At 36.2% G+C, this 18,205-nt stretch carries 16 protein-coding genes; 2 read left to right on the forward strand and 14 right to left on the reverse strand.

The genetic code is table 11. The features are described 5' to 3' along the window. Positions 1-20 precede the first annotated feature (20 nt). The 11 genes from CQA43_RS01410 to pheS form a co-directional block, all read right to left on the reverse strand. Complete coding sequence (locus tag CQA43_RS01410; protein WP_115550822.1) at positions 21-680, reverse strand: LutC/YkgG family protein; 660 nt, start codon at positions 678-680, stop codon at positions 21-23. Then, on the reverse strand, positions 673-2,115 hold the full coding sequence (locus CQA43_RS01415) for a LutB/LldF family L-lactate oxidation iron-sulfur protein (RefSeq protein WP_115550823.1): 1,443 nt from the start codon (positions 2,113-2,115) through the stop codon (positions 673-675). The genes CQA43_RS01410 and CQA43_RS01415 overlap by 8 nt, the downstream gene beginning before the upstream one ends. Next, positions 2,112-2,849: a (Fe-S)-binding protein gene (locus CQA43_RS01420; protein WP_115550824.1), complete on the reverse strand. Its 738-nt coding sequence runs from the start codon at positions 2,847-2,849 to the stop codon at positions 2,112-2,114. Before CQA43_RS01420 ends, CQA43_RS01415 begins: the two co-directional genes overlap by 4 nt. Positions 2,850-2,859: 10 nt before the next feature. Continuing rightward, entirely contained in the window at positions 2,860-4,503 is a 1,644-nt protein-coding gene (locus CQA43_RS01425) for an L-lactate permease (protein ID WP_300806437.1), read from the reverse strand. Between the two features lie 204 nt (positions 4,504-4,707). Beyond that, entirely contained in the window at positions 4,708-6,291 is a 1,584-nt protein-coding gene (gene serA, locus CQA43_RS01430) for a phosphoglycerate dehydrogenase (RefSeq protein ID WP_115550826.1), read from the reverse strand. Between the two features lie 14 nt (positions 6,292-6,305). Then, positions 6,306-6,791, reverse strand: coding sequence for a hypothetical protein (locus tag CQA43_RS01435; RefSeq protein ID WP_115550827.1), 486 nt, complete (start codon positions 6,789-6,791; stop codon positions 6,306-6,308). A gap of 18 nt (positions 6,792-6,809) precedes the next feature. Beyond that, the gene (locus CQA43_RS01440; RefSeq protein WP_115550828.1) at positions 6,810-8,489 is read right to left on the reverse strand and encodes a 30S ribosomal protein S1; all 1,680 of its coding nucleotides are present in this window, start codon (positions 8,487-8,489) and stop codon (positions 6,810-6,812) included. 65 nt (positions 8,490-8,554) lie between these two features. Next, a complete protein-coding gene (locus tag CQA43_RS01445; protein WP_115550829.1) occupies positions 8,555-9,379 on the reverse strand; it encodes a 4-hydroxy-3-methylbut-2-enyl diphosphate reductase in 825 nt (274 codons plus the stop codon). After that, entirely contained in the window at positions 9,380-10,681 is a 1,302-nt protein-coding gene (gene aroA / locus CQA43_RS01450) for a 3-phosphoshikimate 1-carboxyvinyltransferase (protein ID WP_115550830.1), read from the reverse strand. Further along, entirely contained in the window at positions 10,678-13,050 is a 2,373-nt protein-coding gene (pheT, locus tag CQA43_RS01455; RefSeq protein WP_115550831.1) for a phenylalanine--tRNA ligase subunit beta, read from the reverse strand. Before pheT ends, aroA begins: the two co-directional genes overlap by 4 nt. Next, positions 13,047-14,042: a phenylalanine--tRNA ligase subunit alpha gene (pheS, locus tag CQA43_RS01460; RefSeq protein ID WP_115550832.1), complete on the reverse strand. Its 996-nt coding sequence runs from the start codon at positions 14,040-14,042 to the stop codon at positions 13,047-13,049. Before pheS ends, pheT begins: the two co-directional genes overlap by 4 nt. A 123-nt stretch (positions 14,043-14,165) precedes the next feature. Between pheS and CQA43_RS01465 the strand changes: the two genes are divergently transcribed. Continuing rightward, entirely contained in the window at positions 14,166-14,546 is a 381-nt protein-coding gene (locus CQA43_RS01465; protein WP_115550833.1) for a histidine triad nucleotide-binding protein, read from the forward strand. A 9-nt stretch (positions 14,547-14,555) separates the two neighbouring features. Beyond that, positions 14,556-14,855: a YciI family protein gene (locus CQA43_RS01470; RefSeq protein WP_115550834.1), complete on the forward strand. Its 300-nt coding sequence runs from the start codon at positions 14,556-14,558 to the stop codon at positions 14,853-14,855. A gap of 2 nt (positions 14,856-14,857) precedes the next feature. Here CQA43_RS01470 and CQA43_RS01475 read toward each other — a convergent pair whose 3' ends face one another. The 3 genes from CQA43_RS01475 to CQA43_RS01485 are packed head-to-tail and all read right to left on the reverse strand — an operon-like array spanning position 14,858 to position 18,187. Beyond that, positions 14,858-16,792 carry a hypothetical protein gene (locus CQA43_RS01475; protein ID WP_115550835.1) on the reverse strand — a complete coding sequence of 645 codons (1,935 nt, stop codon included), beginning with the start codon at positions 16,790-16,792 and terminating at the stop codon, positions 14,858-14,860. Then, positions 16,740-16,982 carry a hypothetical protein gene (locus tag CQA43_RS01480; protein WP_115550836.1) on the reverse strand — a complete coding sequence of 81 codons (243 nt, stop codon included), beginning with the start codon at positions 16,980-16,982 and terminating at the stop codon, positions 16,740-16,742. Before CQA43_RS01480 ends, CQA43_RS01475 begins: the two co-directional genes overlap by 53 nt. Next, a complete protein-coding gene (locus tag CQA43_RS01485; protein ID WP_115550837.1) occupies positions 16,964-18,187 on the reverse strand; it encodes a glycosyltransferase family protein in 1,224 nt (407 codons plus the stop codon). The genes CQA43_RS01480 and CQA43_RS01485 overlap by 19 nt, the downstream gene beginning before the upstream one ends. Positions 18,188-18,205: the final 18 nt, after the last annotated feature.

Consider the following 18,205-nt stretch of genomic DNA (forward strand, 5'->3'; position numbering starts at 1 on the left):
CACAAGCAGAATCCCAAACTTTAATATAAAATAATATGCACTTTTTGTGAGCCATGCACGCCAAAAACTGTGATGAGTTCAATATCAGCAGTGCGTGAGGGACCGGCAATAAATAAAATATTGCTAGGCAAAACTGCGTTTTCAGCTTTTACAAGATTCAAAGCCTCCGCCAAACTTCCTACAATATTTTCCTTTTTTAACAACATAATACAAAGTGTCGGTGCTAGAGAGAGCATTCTCGGTTGAGTTTTGGAAGAATGCACGAGAGCGACGCCATGCGAGCTCACACCCACTCTCGCACGAATGACAGAAAAATCACTATGAAACACATCTTCCCTTAGATTCTCAATTTCTTGATTGAAGCATATTTTCTGTGTCGCTTCAATTTTATTTAAATCCAAGCCCAAATTTTCAGAATAAATCATTTTTTGATAGCCATAACTTTTGACAATTTCATTGATTTTATTTTCCAAATTATTACTATCGCATTCCTCTACAATATATTTATTGTCCGTCATTTTGCGTTTCATTTCCTCTAGCATTTCTCCGCTTCTTTGTATATGCACCACAGGGTCGATACTAGGCTTGCGTTCAAATTCTGGCACTTTATGAGCTCTCTTTAATCTCTCTAGAATCTGTTTTTTGCTTCTTTGTGAAATACTCTCAATCCTATTAGTCATAATGCACCCCTTGCAACTTTTGAATCTGTTGATAAAGATTACCTTTGATTTGTGGCAATTCCTTGAATGCGCTCCATTTTTTAATCACAGGTAAAGAATCTTTAAAACGATGCAAAGCACCATTGAAATAATGTGCATTGCCAAGTGATAATCTCCACAATGTGCCATTGGTTGCAACTTTAGCAAAACCTTGCATACTCAAAGATTCACATTTGTTAAGCTTCAACATACTTGCACCCAAAGGAGGGTTTTTTCCTTCTCCTACTTTATTTGCCCTTAACTTTCTAATCAAATCCGCAAGCGGAATTTTTACAGGGCAAACTTCACTACATCTTCCACAGAGTGAGCAAAAGCTCAAAATATCTCCTGTTAAATCAATCCCGAAAAGATTCGGGCTAATTACTTCTCCAATAGGTCCGGGATAAATCGTTTGATAGGTATGTCCTCCAATCTTATCATAAACAGGACAGAAATTCATACACGCTCCACAACGAATACAACGCAATGCCTCATAATAATCGGAATGTGAGAGCATATCACTTCTATGATGATCAAACAAGACAATATGCACTTCTTTTGGTCCATCTAAATCGCCATTTTTTCTTGGGGAAGTGATGATGTTATTATAAGTTGGTATAAATTGTCCTGTTGCGGAGGGAGTAAGCAAATGCACCATTGTTGCTGCGTCTTCAAAGGTTTCCATTACCTTTTCAATCCCACAAATTGCTACGTGAATTTCTGGAGCTGTGGTGCACATTCTCCCATTTCCCTCATTTTCAATCAGCCAAAATGCACCCTCTTTAGACATTGCAAAATTTACACCGCTTAAACCCATTTGCAAGCCTTCAAACTCATCTCTTAAGTGTTTTCTCGCAATTGCATTGAGTTTTTCAGGCTCGGATTCCAAACTAGCACCCAACTTTTCCTCAAAAATCTTACCTACTTCATAGCGATTGCGGTGAATTGCTGGCACAACAATATGCACGGGAGTTTCGCCATTAAGTTGCAAAATAAGCTCCCCCAAATCTGTTTCAATGGCACTAATTCCCTTTTTCTCCAAGAAATGGTTTAAACCGATTTCCTCACTCGCCATAGATTTGCCCTTAAGAATCTTGCGAATATTTTTTTCTTTCATTAATTCATAAATAATTTCGCAAGCGTCCTCACTACTTGAAGCCCAATGCACTTGTATGCCATTTTTGATAGCATTTTTTTCAAACTCCAACAATCTTTCTTCTAAGCTCATCAAGGCATTATTTTTTGCTTGCATTGCTTTGTCTCGCAATCCTTGCCAATTTTCAAATTTATCCTCAATGATTTTTAGACGATTTCTTTGTAGTGTGTGCATAGCAACATTCAAATTTTCTCTCATTTGAGAATCGTTTAACTTCGTATGTACTATTTCCTCGTGTGCGATTCTATGTTCTACACTCATAAGCTCACCCCCTCTAATCGTTTCAATAAAAATTCATAAAGATGAATACCTTTGGTATTTATTCCTAGCTTGCTCATTGTGCCTTGAATATTTAAAAGACAACCTCCATCTCCACTTACAACATATTTTGCGCCTGTTGCTTCTATGTCTTTGATTTTTTGCATTGCCATAGCATTGGAAATTTCAGGCTCCTTGACAGAAAATGTTCCACCAAATCCACAACATTCCTCTTCAAACTCCAAAGGGATTAGTTCTACATTCTTGAGCCGCTTTAGTAGATTTTTACTTGCTTCCACACTTTGTTGAATCCTTAAAGCATGACAATTTGAATGCCAAGTTACCTTAACATTCTCTCCTTTATCTTGATAATCCACATTTAAAACTTCATCTAAATATTGGCTTAGCTCTATCACGCGTTGGCTAAACCGCTTCACCAAGTCAAAATTAGAATCTCCCTTGAATAGCTCCAAATAATCGTGGCTCATCATTCCTGCACAAGAGCCACTTGGCACGACGATAGGATAATCTTCCTTAAATTGCTGGATATTATAAAGTGCAACCTCTTTGCTTTCCTTAAAATATCCGGAATTAAAAGAAGGTTGCGCACAACAAGTTTGATTCTTTTTAAAGATTACCTCTACTCCTTCACGACGAAGGAGCTTGATTGCACTTAGCACAACTTCTTGCATTGCAGCTGCGCCTAAACAAGTTGCAAAAAAATATACTTTTCTCATTGTTTTTACCTTATTTTACGAGCGGCACTATTTCTGGAATGATACCATTTAAGAAAAATGCGATAATAAATGTCCAAATTCCAATCAACAAAATAAAGCCAATAGAATATTTCAATGTGAATTTAAACAATTCAGATTCTTTGCCGACTAAACCTACTGCCGCGCAAGCAATGGCAATGGATTGAGGAGAAATCATTTTACCTACAACACCGCCTACGGAGTTTGCTGCCAAAAATAATGCCTCTCCTACACCTAATTCTCCGGCTGTTACTTGTTGAAGAGGACCAAAAAGAAGGTTTGCACTCGTATCACTTCCGGTTAGGAAAACGCCAATCCAACCAATCACAGGACTAAAGAAAGCAAAGGCATCGCCGGTTTGTGCAAACGCCAAACCAAGTGTTGCACTCATTGCCGAATTTTTAGCAATAAAGGCAAAGGCAACCACAAGTCCAATTGTAATGCAAGGAATCGCCATTTCTTTCAAAGTATCCCAAAAGCATTCCCCCACATCACTTGCTTTGATTTTTAATGTCCAAATGGTTAAAAATGCTGCCAATAAAATTGCAGTCCCTGCTTGGAGTGCCACAAAATTAATAGGCAAACTTAAAGAAATTGCTTTGCCATTTTCATCTAAGATTCCACCTTGAATATTATTAAATGCAATCGTTACTTGCGTATAATCAAAAATTGCTCCTTTAGCAAATAATGCCTTAAACCAAGGTTGTGTCCAAATTACAATACAAATAATCAACAAAATAAAGGGCATCCAAGCTTTCACGACAACACCCAACTCCAATTGGGTATTATTTGAAAAATTTGTCTCATTATCTAATCTAAAGATATTGCTAGGCTTCCAAACTTTCAAAAATAAAGTAGTGCAAGCTAAAGAAACAATAGCAGATACAATATCAGGCAACTCTGCACCTAGAAAGTTTGAACTCAAGAATTGCGTTCCAGTAAAAGAAACCGCTGCAACGAAAATTGCGGGGAAAGTCTCTTTTACTCCTTTGAATCCGTCCATCAAAAAAACGATAAAAAATGGCACAGTGAGACTTAACGGGACAAGCATTCGCCCAACCATAGCAGAAACAGCGTGTTGATCAACACCTACAAGATTGCACATTGCAATAATTGGAATCCCAACTGCACCAAATGCAACGGGAGCGGTATTTGCAATCAAACAAAGTCCTGCGGCATAAAGAGGCTTCAATCCAAGCCCAACTAAAAGCGCGGCAGTAATTGCAACAGGTCCCCCAAACCCAATCGCACCTTCAAGAAAAGAACCAAAGCAAAAACCAATCAAAATAACTTGGATTCTATGATCGGGCGTAATGCTCATCACGCTTTGTTTAATCACTTCAAAAGAACCAGATTTCACTGAAAGCTTATAGAGAAAAATGGCGGCGATAATAATCCACGCGATAGGCCACATTCCTTGCGCAAAACCTTGCACAAAGGACGCACCAATCAAAGAAAAAGGCATTCCATAGACAAAAAAAGCCACTGCACTTGCAACAATCACGGTAATAAATCCCGCTTGATAACCTTTAAGTTTAAAAGTTAGCAAACATAACAAAAAACATAAAATTGGAATAAAAGCCACCGCCGCACTTAAAAATATATTCCCTAGCGGATCAGTTATTTGTTGCCACATACATTCCTCCAAAAATTTAATTTAACTTGATTAGTTTATTCAAATTTTATTTTAAGAATAATTAAATAATTTGTTTTGAAAGAATTAAGTTCTTAAATTTAAGCAAAAAAGTAACATTTTTCTTTAATTTTTATAAAGCAGGATTTATTAGAGTATTTTACTAAAACGAATGCAGGAGAAGGAATCCTTAAAGATTCCTAAAGATTACAAGATTGCATATTTGATAGAAATACATGCTTCTAAGCTCGCAAGCTCATTCAATACTTCTTGAGAAACAACATCATCTACCACAATCAAAGCCAATGCTTCTTTTTTGTAACGTCCCAAACGAAAATCGGCAATATTGATATTATGTTTTGCCAAAGTCGTGCCAACAAATCCAATAACACCGGGAGTATCATCATTTCTAAATAAAATCATCTTTCCCTTTGGTTCAATATCTAATGCAAAATTATTAATATTGACAATTTTTGGCGTAGATTCGTTAAAGACGGCTCCGCTGACACTAAATTCACCATTTTGAGTAAGTAAAGTCAGCTTAATTTGATTTTTATAGGCACTTTGCGATTCTTTTCCTTCTAGTTTCACTTCAATGCCTCTTTCTTTAGCAACATAAGGTGCATTGACATAATTGACTTTATCGCCAATCGTTGCATTAAGGATTCCAACTAATGCAAAGGTGGAAAGCGAAGCAAGATAATCTCTAATCTCTCCCTCCGCTTCTAAAGTAATGGAACGCACTTCATCTTTATTGATTTGAATCGCAAAAAATGCCATTTTTTGCACAAGCTCTAAATAGGCTTTCATAAAGCTTGGTAATTCATTTTCTTTGATGGGCAAATTCAGTGCATTGGGGAAACTTGAACCGCGTGCAGCCTCAAGAGCAGCTTCCGCTGCTTGGATAGCAATTTTTTCTTGAGATTCTAAAGTATTTGCACCAATATGCGGCGTTACATAAATATTTTTTAAATCTAATAATTTATTTGAATTCCCCGGTTCTTTGGCAAAAACATCAATCCCTGCAAACCTAATTTTGCCCGATTCTAATGCCTCATAAAGTGCTTCTTCGTTATACAAACCTCCACGTGCGCAGTTAATCAAAATCACACCATCTTTCATTTTGGTAATTTGCTCTTTATTAATAATATTAATGGTTTCTTTGTTTTTTGGCGTATGAATCGTGATAATATCACAGCTTAGAATCTCATCAAAGTTTCTTGTGTATCCAATACCCAAATCTGTGGCTTTGGTTGGATTAATATAAGGGTCATAAGCAATCACTTCCATTTCAAAAGCTTTCATACGTTTGCCTACCCTACTACCAATATTCCCAAAACCAATGATTCCGAGTTTTTTATCTTTCAATTCTGTTCCATACCAATCTTCTCGCTTCCATTTACGCTCCACTTTTAGTTGTGCATTGGCTTCAGGAAACCTACGAATCGTATTTAAAATATGAGCGCAAGTCAGCTCTACTGCAGCAATGGTATTTGCAGTTGGAACATTCATTACTACTACACCTTTTTTGCTAGAATTTTCAATATCTACATTATCTACCCCCACTCCTGCACGCACAACCGCACGCAATTTTGTTGCAGATTCCAAAAAGTTCATATCCACATCTGTTGAACTCCTAGTAATTGCCACATCTGCTCTATACAACTCTTTTTTTAATTCCTCTTTAGGCAAACTCGCCAAATTCAACATTTCTACTTCTATGTCTTTTGACAACAAATCCAAACCACTTTGATGAATATGATCACACACAACAATCGTATATTTTGCCATTAAAACTCTCCATTTTAAGATTTAGATAAAGTATAATTAATTTCGTAATGTCTTAGTTTTTCCAAAACACTACGGAGATAATTTTCATCTTCTGTTGCAACCACAAGAGAAATACTCTCACCAATTTTATAATAAGAATATTCTATATTGTATGCTCCTAAGACTTGATTGATACAAAAAAATTGATAATCGTTAATAACTCCCACAGAAACTCTAAAAATTTCTTTAGAACTTTGTTTAAGCTCATCTGCAAAAAGTAATTTAACCTGCAACTCTGAAGCTGGATAAATAAACTCACGTTCATCTTGTCCCGATAATCTATCAAGCCAATCTGGCATTTCAAGTGGTTTCGTCTTATTATCATCAAATTGCGCAAGCTCATAAGGATTAACTTTTGGCAAAGAATAGACATTCATTGCATCAATGTAATTACGAATCAAAACAAACAATAATATACAAGTTAAGAAAGAAAAAATTCCAATCAAAACTCTTACTTGCATATTATTTCCATTCTAAGACTATTGGATTTGGTCTTTTATAATATCCCCTAGTGTCATTTTATCGTTTGTGTTACTATTAAAATTTTTAAGATTTGCTTTTTCTTTTTGTCTCTCTAATCTGCGCACAGAAACGCGGATTCTATTATTTTCTGCGTCAATCAAAGAAACTACACCATTGATTTTATCGCCCACTTTGATTTCTTCTTTTTTAAGCGGGAACAAATCTTCATTGCGAATGAGTGCGTCCATTTCATCATCAATCTTAATAAAGACGCCAAAATCCTTAATATCTCTCACGGACCCTACTACCGCATCATCCATAGAATATTTTTTTGCAAACTCTTCTACTGGTGAGGCAATTAAGCCTTTGCGCGTTAAAGAAATGCGTTCTTTTTCTCTATCAATTTTTGCGATTTTTACTTCAATGGTTTCGCCAACTCTCATTAAATCTTTGCATTTTTCATTTTTATTCCAATAAGCGTCCTCATTGTGCAATAAACCATCAATACTATCCAACTTAATAAATGCTCCAAAATCTGTTAAAGTTGCGACAACTCCTTTAAGGATTTCCCCCTCTTTATGCTTCTTAGCAAATTGCTCAAAAGGCTTGTCCAAAAGTTTTTTCAAAGAAACTCTTAAGCGTCTATCTTTTGTATCAATTTCAATCACTTCTACATCAATTTCTTGTCCCGCTTTTAAAAATTCTTCAGGATTTTGAATGTTTTTATTCCAGGAAATTTCAGAAATATGCAAGAATCCCTCAATATCATTGCCTAAATCCACAAAAACACCATAGGGTTCAATATTGCTTACCGTTACTTTAATCGCATCGCCCACTTCTAATTCATTCTCAATCTCTTTCCAAGGGTCGTCTGTCGTTGCCTTGATAGACAAAGCTAAACGTCTTTTATCCTTGTCGTAGCTTAAAACTTTCACGGGAACAATATCTTCCTCTTTATAGAGTTTTGAAGGATTCACAGGACCTTTGTAGCTAATTTCTGTATAATGCACCAAACCCTCTACGCCATCAATATCTACAAACATTCCAAAACTTGTAATCTTCTTAACTTTGCCCTGCAAAATCCCATCTTGTTTCAAAAGATTATCAATTACATCTTTCTTAACAGTGTTTTCAATCTCAAACAAACGTTTGCGTGAAATTACAATACTATCTTCTTCGGGTTTTATATTAATAATACAAGCTTTAATCTTTTTGCCCTCAATCTTACTGCCCTCTTTAAAAGCAGCTGCAAATTTAGGCATAAAAAACTCAATCCCATTATTCTCTACAACGTATCCACCCTTATTTCTCTTGATTACAACACCTTCTACCACTTTATCCTTATAGTCTTCACCTAAGTCTTTAATGTATTGACGCATTTTTTCTCTGCGAATTGCTTTTTTATGGGAGACAATAGGCTGTTCATTGCGTTTGCCTACAATCACAATCGGCAAAAAATCTCCCTCTTTGAAGAGTAGCTCACCCTTTGCATCTTTAATTTCGTCTATTGAAATGACTCCCTCTTTCTTCTCTCCGCAAACCGCAATAATCACTTGATTATCTTTGATTGCTACAATCTCACCTTGTGAAACGCTTTCACTCTCTTTTTTTTCAAATTGTTCAAACATTGAAGCAAAATCTTCATTTTCGTCAATCACTATCTTTTCCAACTCGTGTGTGTTAATTCCAACAGCCATCTGCGCCCTTTTTAAAAAATAAAATCTTTCAATTTTATTAAAATTTGCCTTTTAAAAGTATAAAATTAATAATTTTCAATTGTTTTTACAACTTTATCAATAATCCAATTTGGTGTAGAAGCTCCCGCACTCACACCACACAATTTTTTATCCTTAAACCATTGTGCATTTAATTCCGAAAAATCCTCAATCAAATAACAATCTTGGCAATGCTCTTTGGAAATATTATAAAGCTGCTTCGTGTTAGACGAATTTTTTCCACCGACAATCACCATTACATCTACTTCTTTTGCGAGATTACGCGCAGAATCTTGATTGTCAAATGTTGCATTACAAATTGTATTAAACACTCTGCATTCCGAACAATTCCGAATCAAATAATTAGCGATTTCCAAAAATAATTCAATATTTTTTGTCGTTTGTGAAATAAGTGCTACTTTTTCCGTAAGTTTTAGTGCTTTTAACGCTTCTAAATTTTCCACCACCAAAGGATTATTTTCACAATAACTCATTACGCCTTTTACTTCAGGGTGTTTTATATCACCAAAAATAACAATCTGATAACCCTGCGCACTCATTTTCTCACAAATTGCTTGTGGCTTAGTTACAAAAGGGCAAGTCGCGTCCGTGATTTTGGAAGTTTTTTCTTTTAATCTTTGCAAATCTTGCTTTGGGATTCCGTGTGTGCGGATAATTACTTCAGCATTTTGTGGAATCTCCTCAATATTTTCATTCACAACAACATTAAAATCTTCTTTGAGACGATTAATCTCCTTTGCATTGTGAATCAATGGACCAAGCGTAATACCATTTGACTTACTTTCTGCAAGTTTAATTGCGCGCCGCACACCAAAGCAAAATCCGTAATTTTTAGCCAATTTGACACGCATTTAATATCTTTTAATCGTTGTGATAGATTCTAAAATCTCTAAGAAATTAGGAAAAGAAACATTAATATATTCTGCATTTTCAATCTCCATTCCGCAGACAAGTCCCGCGATTGCAAAGCTCATCGCGATTCTATGGTCTCCAAAGCTTTTCACACACGCCTTTTGCAATGTTCCCCCAACAATTTCAAATCCATCTTCTAACTCTCTTGCATCAATCCCACAAGCCTTAAGATTCTCTACCACCGCTGAGATTCTATCTGTTTCTTTTACTCTTAATTCTTTCGCATTTCTTACACGACTGACACCTTGTGCGCACGCCATCGCAATAGCGATTGCTGGAATCTCATCAATCAACCACGCAATCTTTTGGCTCAATTCCACCGCCTTTAATGTAGTCGGCGCAATCACTTCAATATCCCCAATGTTTTCATAAGTTTTAGAAGTTAAAGTATATTGAATCTCTACTCCCATTTGTTCCAAAACCTTAAAGGCTTCAATGCGCGTCTTATTCAACAAAACATTGTGTAAGATTCCGCGTGCTTTGGGAATAATCGCAATCCCAAGCGCGAAAAAAAACGCACTTGAAGGGTCTGCTGGAATCTCTATTTCTAAGGGATTCAACTTGTGTGTTAATGGCTGAATCTTGATTTCTATCATTCCATTTTCTAAGCTTTTAGATTCTATGGACGCGCCCATTCCTTGCAAAATTTTCTCGCTATGGTCGCGGCTAAGCTCTGGCTCACGATAAACACAATCTCCTTGCGCGAAAAGCGCGCTTAAAATCATTGCGGATTTGACTTGCGCACTTGGAATCTTGCTTGTATAATCAAAGCTTTTTAACTTTTCATTGCCTACTACAACCAAAGGAGCAAAATTTCCATTCTCCCTTCCAATAATTTGAGCTCCTATACTTCGTAAAGGCTCGGTTACGCGCTTCATTGGACGCCTATTTAAATATTCATCTCCACTTAAAACAAAGATTCCTTTTTGTGCGCAAAGAAGCCCTAAATAAAGCCGAATCGCTGTGCCTGCATTGCCACAATACAGAATCGTATCTGGCTCCACAATCTTTGCAGGTGGAATCAAGCGGATTCCTCCCCGCTCTTTTTGAACTTTCAAGCCTAACTTTTTCGCAATTTCTAAAGTATCTAATGTGTCTTCGCCCTCCAAATAATTGCGCACAAAACTCGGCTTATCACTCAAAAGCGCAAACATAGCACAACGATGTGAGATAGATTTATCCCCTGCAATTTTATCGGTTTGCAGCGTAAATTCTCTTGCTGGATAAACTTCTAATTTCATCGCAACTCCACATTGAATTCTGTCTTAAGCATTTCTAAGATTTGATAAATCGCTTCGGTAATGTCTTTTTCCTCTAAGGTTTTCATCTCTGATTGCAATTCAAAACGAATCGTTAAACTCAATTTGTCTCCTAGCTTGTCATCTTGGTAAATATCCAAAGGATAAAATCCAACAAGATGAGGAATCTTAAGCTTATCAATCGCCATTCTTAGCTTAAAATATGGAATCTCTTTGTCCAATACCACACTTAAATCGCGTTGTGTTTTTTGGAATTTAGAATACATTTTGACTTGTGGCAAAGTATCTTTTAAGGATTCTAAAGAAATTTCGCACAAATAAGTAGAATCCAATCCTAAATCTAAGGCAACTTGAGGGTGCAAGGTCGCTAGAATTCCAATCTCCTTACCATTTTGCAGAATCCTTGCGCATTGTCCCGAATGGAATAAACCTATCTCACTCTTAAACGATTCCAAACTAAACTCTCCAATCACGCGTGCGATTCTATCACAAAACTCAAAATAATCGCCCTTAATGCCCTTTGCGTTTGGATAACGTTCTTCGCTTAAAAATCCGCTTTGTAAAAATGCCATTTTATCGCTCTGATTGCGCCATTTATCATATACCACGCCCACTTCGCTTAAACTGATTGCTCCAAACCCATTGTTACGATTCTGTTCTGCTGCACGCAAAAGCCCTAGCAATAGAGTGCTACGCAATGTATTTAAATCCTGCGTGATAGGGTTTATTAACTCTAATTGATTTTCCAACACAGAAAAACCATAAGCTTGCAATTTTTCTTTATTTTCAAATACAAAATGCACCACTTCGTTAAACCCTACACTCACCGCCTTTTTAGAAAGATTGCGTCGGAAACGATAAAACCTCAAAGCGTCGTTTGTCTGCTCTTGTTGAATGAAACTTAGAGGCTGGCTTGGGATATTATCAATCCCATAGAAACGAATAATCTCCTCTGCAATATCTTGGAATCCTACAACATCGTGACGAAAAACTGGTGGGGTTGCAACAATCAAATTCTCATTACTTGAAATTTCCACCTTAAACTCTAAGGCTCTTAAAATATTTACAACTTGTAATTTATCTAATTCCACGCCAATGACACGCGACAACAATGGAATCTCTACCGTAATAGGCGTTTTAGATTGGACTTCCAAAACCTCTTGTGTATCATTATAAAGCACAGCGTCGCCATTCAATAATAAATTGGAAAGCACCGACAAACCAAGATTCAAATCCGTATTACTTCCGCGCGAAGAAAAAGTAAAAATCCTCTCATCTACTTTTGGTTTGGATTCCATTGCTTTTTGCGCAATCACCTCTGGAGGAATATAACTTGCCTCTAAGATAATAAATTCTCGTCCCTCCTCATTTAGATTAACTTTACGCGAAAGGTTTTCTGTATATCCATTAATCCCAATGACAGAAAGTTTTCTATCCTCTTGATAAATGCTTTCAAAACCTTGTTCGTCTTGCTTGAGATTCAACACTACTTTGCCGTTTTTACTCGTCAGTTGGCGCAAATCTTGCGGATAAGCATTCAAAAGCACACCGCTAAAAAGCATACTAAAGCGCAAAGCATTGCCTAACCAATCCTCTGTTAATACGTCATTATAAGCCAAGAACAAAACTGCTCCCAAAGGAAGTAAAAAAGGTTTTGCCTCAATCACTTTAAAAAGTAAAGAGGTTCTATGTTTATCGCTTGCAATCACTTGCAACACGCGTCCGATTCCGGGAACATTCTCTGATATTTTTGGCATAGGACACAAGGCTTTGCACTCAAGTTTAAATGCTGCACTCAAGTCTCTAGCAATACCGAGCAAACTCATACAATCGCCACGATTAGGCGTGATAGAAATCTCATAAACTTCTTCATTGAAATAAGGATATTCTCTTAATTCCTTACCAATAATCAATTCTCCAATACTTGTGTCTAGCTCTACGATTCCGTCATTTACTTTTGGGAATCCAAGTTCTGTCGTAGAACATAACATACCGCAACTTTCTACCCCTCTAAGAATAGCTTTTTGAATCTTGACTTGTGGTAATTCTGCTCCCTCTAACGCGACTGCTACATAAATATCTGCTCTTGCATTGGGTGCGCCACAAACGATTTGACGCGTCTCATACGCCCCCTCTTCTCCTCCAATCGCAACTTGACAAACATTGAGTTTTGTCGCGTCTGGGTGTTTTTGACATTCAAGAATTTTACCAACAACAACCTTTTTTGGTGCAATATTTTTTTGAAACGATTCTACTTCTAACCCTATTTTGTTTAAGACTTTGCAAATCTCCTCGCCTGAAATTTCTTCTATTGGTAAAACTTGACTTAAAATACTGCGTGTAAAAATCATTTAAACTGCTCCAAAATTCTTAAATCACTTTCAAAAAATGCTCTTAAATCTGGCACTCCAAACATCAGCATTGCAAACCTTTCCACACCTAAACCAAAGGCATATCCACTGACATTTTCATAACCTACTGCCTTAAAAACATTATTATCTACTACCCCACAACCCAACACTTCTAACCAACCCGTATGGGAACATACACGACACCCCGAACCCTTGCAAAAAATGCAACTCATATCCACTTCCGCACTTGGCTCTGTAAAAGGAAAGAAACTTGAACGGAATCGCACTTTCACATCTCCAAACATATATTTCAAAAAATCCTCCAAAACAAATTTGAGATTCGCAAAGCTCACCGAATCTCTCCCCTCCTCTACAACCAAACCCTCTACTTGATGAAACATCGGTGTATGCGTCAAATCATAATCGCACCTAAAAACACTTCCGGGACAAATCATACGAATCGGTGGCTTTTGGGATTCCATCGTTCGCACCTGCACGGGCGATGTGTGCGTGCGAAGCAACTTGCCATCTTTGAAATAAAAAGTATCTTGCATATTGCGCGCAGGGTGATATTTAGGCAAATTAAGAGCCTCAAAATTATGAAAATCGTCCTCTACCAAAGGTCCAACATTTAGCGAAAAATTCATTCCCACAAAATATTCCACGATTCTATCTAACATTAGCATAACGGGGTGATTTGCGCCTTTTTGAGAGCTTGGGGAAAAGAGCGAAACATCAATTTTTTCTGCATTGAGTTTTGCTTCAAGCTCTTTTAATGTAAGTTGTTCTTTTTTGTCTGCTAAAGCCTTTTCAAACTCTATTTTGATTGAATTCAATTCTTTCGCCAATGCCTTTTTTTCAGATTCCTTGCAAGACTTCAGTGTAGCAAATCGCGCAGTTAAACTTCCCTTTTTGCCCATTACCAAAACACGGATTTCCTCTAGTTCTGCGGTTGTTTGCGCTTGATTAATCTTAGAAAATATTTCTGTCATCTCATTCCCAATCTTTTTTGATAAAATAATTTTGAGATTGTATTGTAAATTTTTATTTACTTTTCTTAAAATCCATAGATAAAATAAGGTAAAATTTCAAAAATTTATTTCAAAGGTTTTAAAATGAGCGTATTTGAAAAAATCATCAAAGGTGAAATCCCTTGCAACAAAGTCTTAGAAAATAACGATTTTTTAGCATTTCACGACATTGCTCCCAAAGCACCTGTGCATGTGCTCGTGATTCCAAAAAAATTCGCAAAAGATTTTCAGGAACTCAATCCCAATGAAATGGTAGGCTTTACGAGCTTTATCCAAGAAGTTGCACGCACTTTAGACCTAGACAAAAGCGGCTATCGTATCATTAGCAATGTAGGCGTAGATGGGGGACAAGAAGTGCCTTACTTGCATTTTCATATTTTAGGAGGTGCGAAACTGCGTTGGGATAATCTTGCGCAAAATATTTCCGATGCGCAACGACTAGAAGACGTCAAAAAAGGAATGTAAGGAAGCAAAATGAAAAATTTATTTGTTATTTTAATCACCTATACTAAGTCAATGAGTGAAATTGAAACGATTTTACCCGCTCACCGCGCCTTTTTACAAAAAGGCTATGAGAGCAAAAACCTCTTAGCAAGCGGACCACAAAATCCAAAAGTAGGCGGAATCGTGGTTGGCACATTTGATTCCAAAGAAGCAGCAGAGGAGTTTTTCAAAAACGACCCCTATGCGTTAAATTCTGTTGCAACCCATCAAGTTTTAGAATTTACTCCGGTGTTACACCAAGGGTTTTTAAAGGAGTTTTTAGATTCGTAAATTTAAAAACCCTTGCATTTAAAATAAAGAGTGAGAAAACCAAATTTTAAAAAACTTTTATCCGCTTCAATGATGAGTTGCCCGATTCTAAACTCTTTCTCATTTTGCATTTGCAAAGCCTCAAAATAATCCGCAAAACTATGCAATGGCTTTGGAGGATTCATCTCTCCTCTTTCTATCATTTTCTTTTGTAGTTTCTTAAGGATTTTGTGTTCTTTTTTTATAGTTAAAAGTCTAAAAGGCATATTAAAAAGATTGCTTTGTAAATAAGCCTCTCCTAGTTTATAGCTTAATTGCCCTCTTACTCTCTCCACCGCTCCTTTTTCCAAATTTCTCCCACAAGGTTGCGCTATTGCGTCCGCCATTTTCATAATGTTTGAACCCCTATAAGCATTCTTAAAAATATCTTGCGCTATATCTTGAAATCTTGATAAAACACACTCACAAAAGACTTTATAAAACTCACCCTTTTTCTCTATATTTGCCAACAATTCATCTGCCTCTTTAAATCTTTCTTGCTTTATTAAAGAATCCAAAAAAGCTATTTTATAAAGTGAGTTTTTCTCGTCTAAATTCATTGCCCTATAAGCCATATCCCCCAAAAACTTAAAGTCTCTCTCCCCTCTTTTCAATATATAAAGGTGCAAATAAGAAAAAGCTTGTGCTATGGGGTGGATTTTGATTTTTTCTAAATATTGCAAAATAATCTCAACTTGCATTTTTTCATCAAAAAATTTATAAGTGAAGTTTTGCTCCCTGCCTTTTCCTATCACACTAGCCAAGTAAGAAAAATGACTACCAGCAGAAAATATCTCTTTAGCTTTGGACATAAAGGTAATCTCAAAAAAGATTCTATCTACATCATTTAAGTTTTCAGGCAAGAACTCAACAATACTACAAAGCTTAAAATTTGTCGGAATCTCCTTTGCGTATTCTAGCAGACTTTGCATAGAAGCAATATCATCTGAAAACACAATAAGATTGCCTTTAGGTAAATAGGTTTTTATGATAAAAAAAGCAATTTCAATAGGCATTACTTTTTTGTAATGATTCCCGCGACTTCTAATAAAATAACTATAGAGCGCATCTCCTCCCCGCCAATGCAAAGCAACAAAATCCTGCAAAGCTTGCACCGCAATTTTTGCCATTTCCATAATCTCCACAATATGTGAGCTAAATGGAATCTGTGAATAGAGTTTAGGCAATTCCTGCAAATAACTTTTATCTACACCAGAAATATGCATTCCACTATCTTGATAACTCCACCCAAAGCTCCCCTCAAATGGCAAACTATCTTTTAACTTAGAAAGCGGGATATTCCTTGCTAAATGTTTGCTTTCTCTTTTAATTTGCTTTGTATAAGAATGCTGTGAAATGAATTTTGAATCAAAAAGATATTCCTCACTCTCAATTTGTGGCAACAAAATATCATAATGATAACTTTTACCCAGATTGTTTCTCAAATCATCTGTCCCACAAGCGTTTATATCGCTTCTCCACACAAATCCAAACTTATATCCACTTAAATTTGCAAGATACATACTCACTAGCATATTCATTATTCTAACGCCAATCCCATCATCTGTGATACTGACAAGTAAGCCTTTATATTTTCTAGTATAAGCTTGCAATTTACAAATAGAAAAATATTCATAATTTTGCATATAAATTTTAATTGTTTTTATTTTTTTACCTATTTCAAAATCTAAAAATTCCTTATTATAAACCTCACAAACTTTTTCAAAAGCCTTAACCCCCTCTATGAAAAATTCCAAAACAACCCTGCAAGGATTCACCCAAATTTCCTTTGGCTCTAAATAAATTTTCGAATATTCCAAATCAACACAAGACTCAAACTCTACTTCCCACACATTAGATTCTTGATTAAATTGTAATATTTTTGAAATCTCTTCCAAATCCCGATATTTGAAAATCATCATTCTTCCTTTTCTGTTTTACCATTTTAAAGCTATCTTTTTCATAAATAATTTTCTCATTTCCATCAAAAGGTTTCATTTTTTCTCCTTGTATTTTCGTAATTACAGCTTCATCGCCTATAGCAAATCCGCAACCTATCCTATCAAACAAAATTGTTTTAACTTTTGCTTTTAATTTTGCAAAACACATTTCTCCTCCTTATTTGAATTTCTCACAAATCCAATATTGCGCATTTGACTCTCAATGAATTGTGGCAAAAAACTATTTAAATCCTTTCTATTGATTGTTTTGCTTGTTATCACATTCTCTTTGTGGCAAAACTCCAAAACAAAAGTATAAATGCTCTTGGAATAGACTTGTAAAAAAATACTTTTATCAATCCCAGCAAAAGTAAATTTTAATTTGTTTTTAAAATCTACTTGCACAATCAATTCATAAGATTCCATAGGAATCTCCATTATTTGCTTTGCCCAAGCAATCCTCTCAAAATACTGCCACACCTCACCACCACTTAATGGCACTTCTAACTTTGCTTTCCAACCTCTATTATATGCGCTCCCACCAAGCTCTAACCAGCAATGATAATAAACCCACCATTGCCCCCAAGCTAACGCACAAAGCTTATTATTCCAAAAGCGATTATGTTGTCCCCACGCGTGAATAATAGAGGATTCTTTGCTTTTTACCCAGCTCACATTTCCATAATATTTGTCCCCTAACTCGTAAATCTTTAGCGGATTTGTCAGCAAATAAAGGCTAAAGAGTGCTTGGTCTCCGAGCTTTGCCTGCGTGAAATAATCCTCACAATGCTCTGCAATGAAGCGATACACAAACGCATACATTTCTACAAGTGCCATAGAACCAAAGACAATAATCCCGGTAGAATAGTTTTTTACTTCTTTAAATTGCGGGGGGCATAATGCACCCATTCCTTGCGACAAGCTCGCACTTCCTCTAAAACAAGCCACATCAAAATCCCCTTGCGCTAACTCCTCAATACCACGCAAAAGTAGCATATCAAAATCCAAATATACGATTTTTTCACACTCACAAAGAAACTTCAAAGCCTCAAACCTCGCATAACTCATATGCGTATAGCGGCTTAGAATAGGATTTGTCTTGTCTATATAGAAGTTAGGATTGTATTTCTTAACCTCTGCACTAAAATCCTCAAAAGTAAAATCAACAAACACTAAATTTACCCCCCCCCCCCCGCGAAATTCTACAATCTCTTGCATAATCCTCTTATCCAAATCGCAAAACCCATCTTGCACGATATAAAAGACATCAATTTGGTTTGGTATTTTGTGCAAAATATTTAATAAAAGCGTCCCAATCGTAAAGGCACTATCTTTTGTTGCCGCCAAAAGAATTCCGAATTTGTATTTTTGCATTCCCTCTCCTTAAATTTA

The organism is Helicobacter ganmani (assembly GCF_003364315.1).
Taxonomy (GTDB): Bacteria; Campylobacterota; Campylobacteria; order Campylobacterales; family Helicobacteraceae; genus Helicobacter_D; species Helicobacter_D ganmani.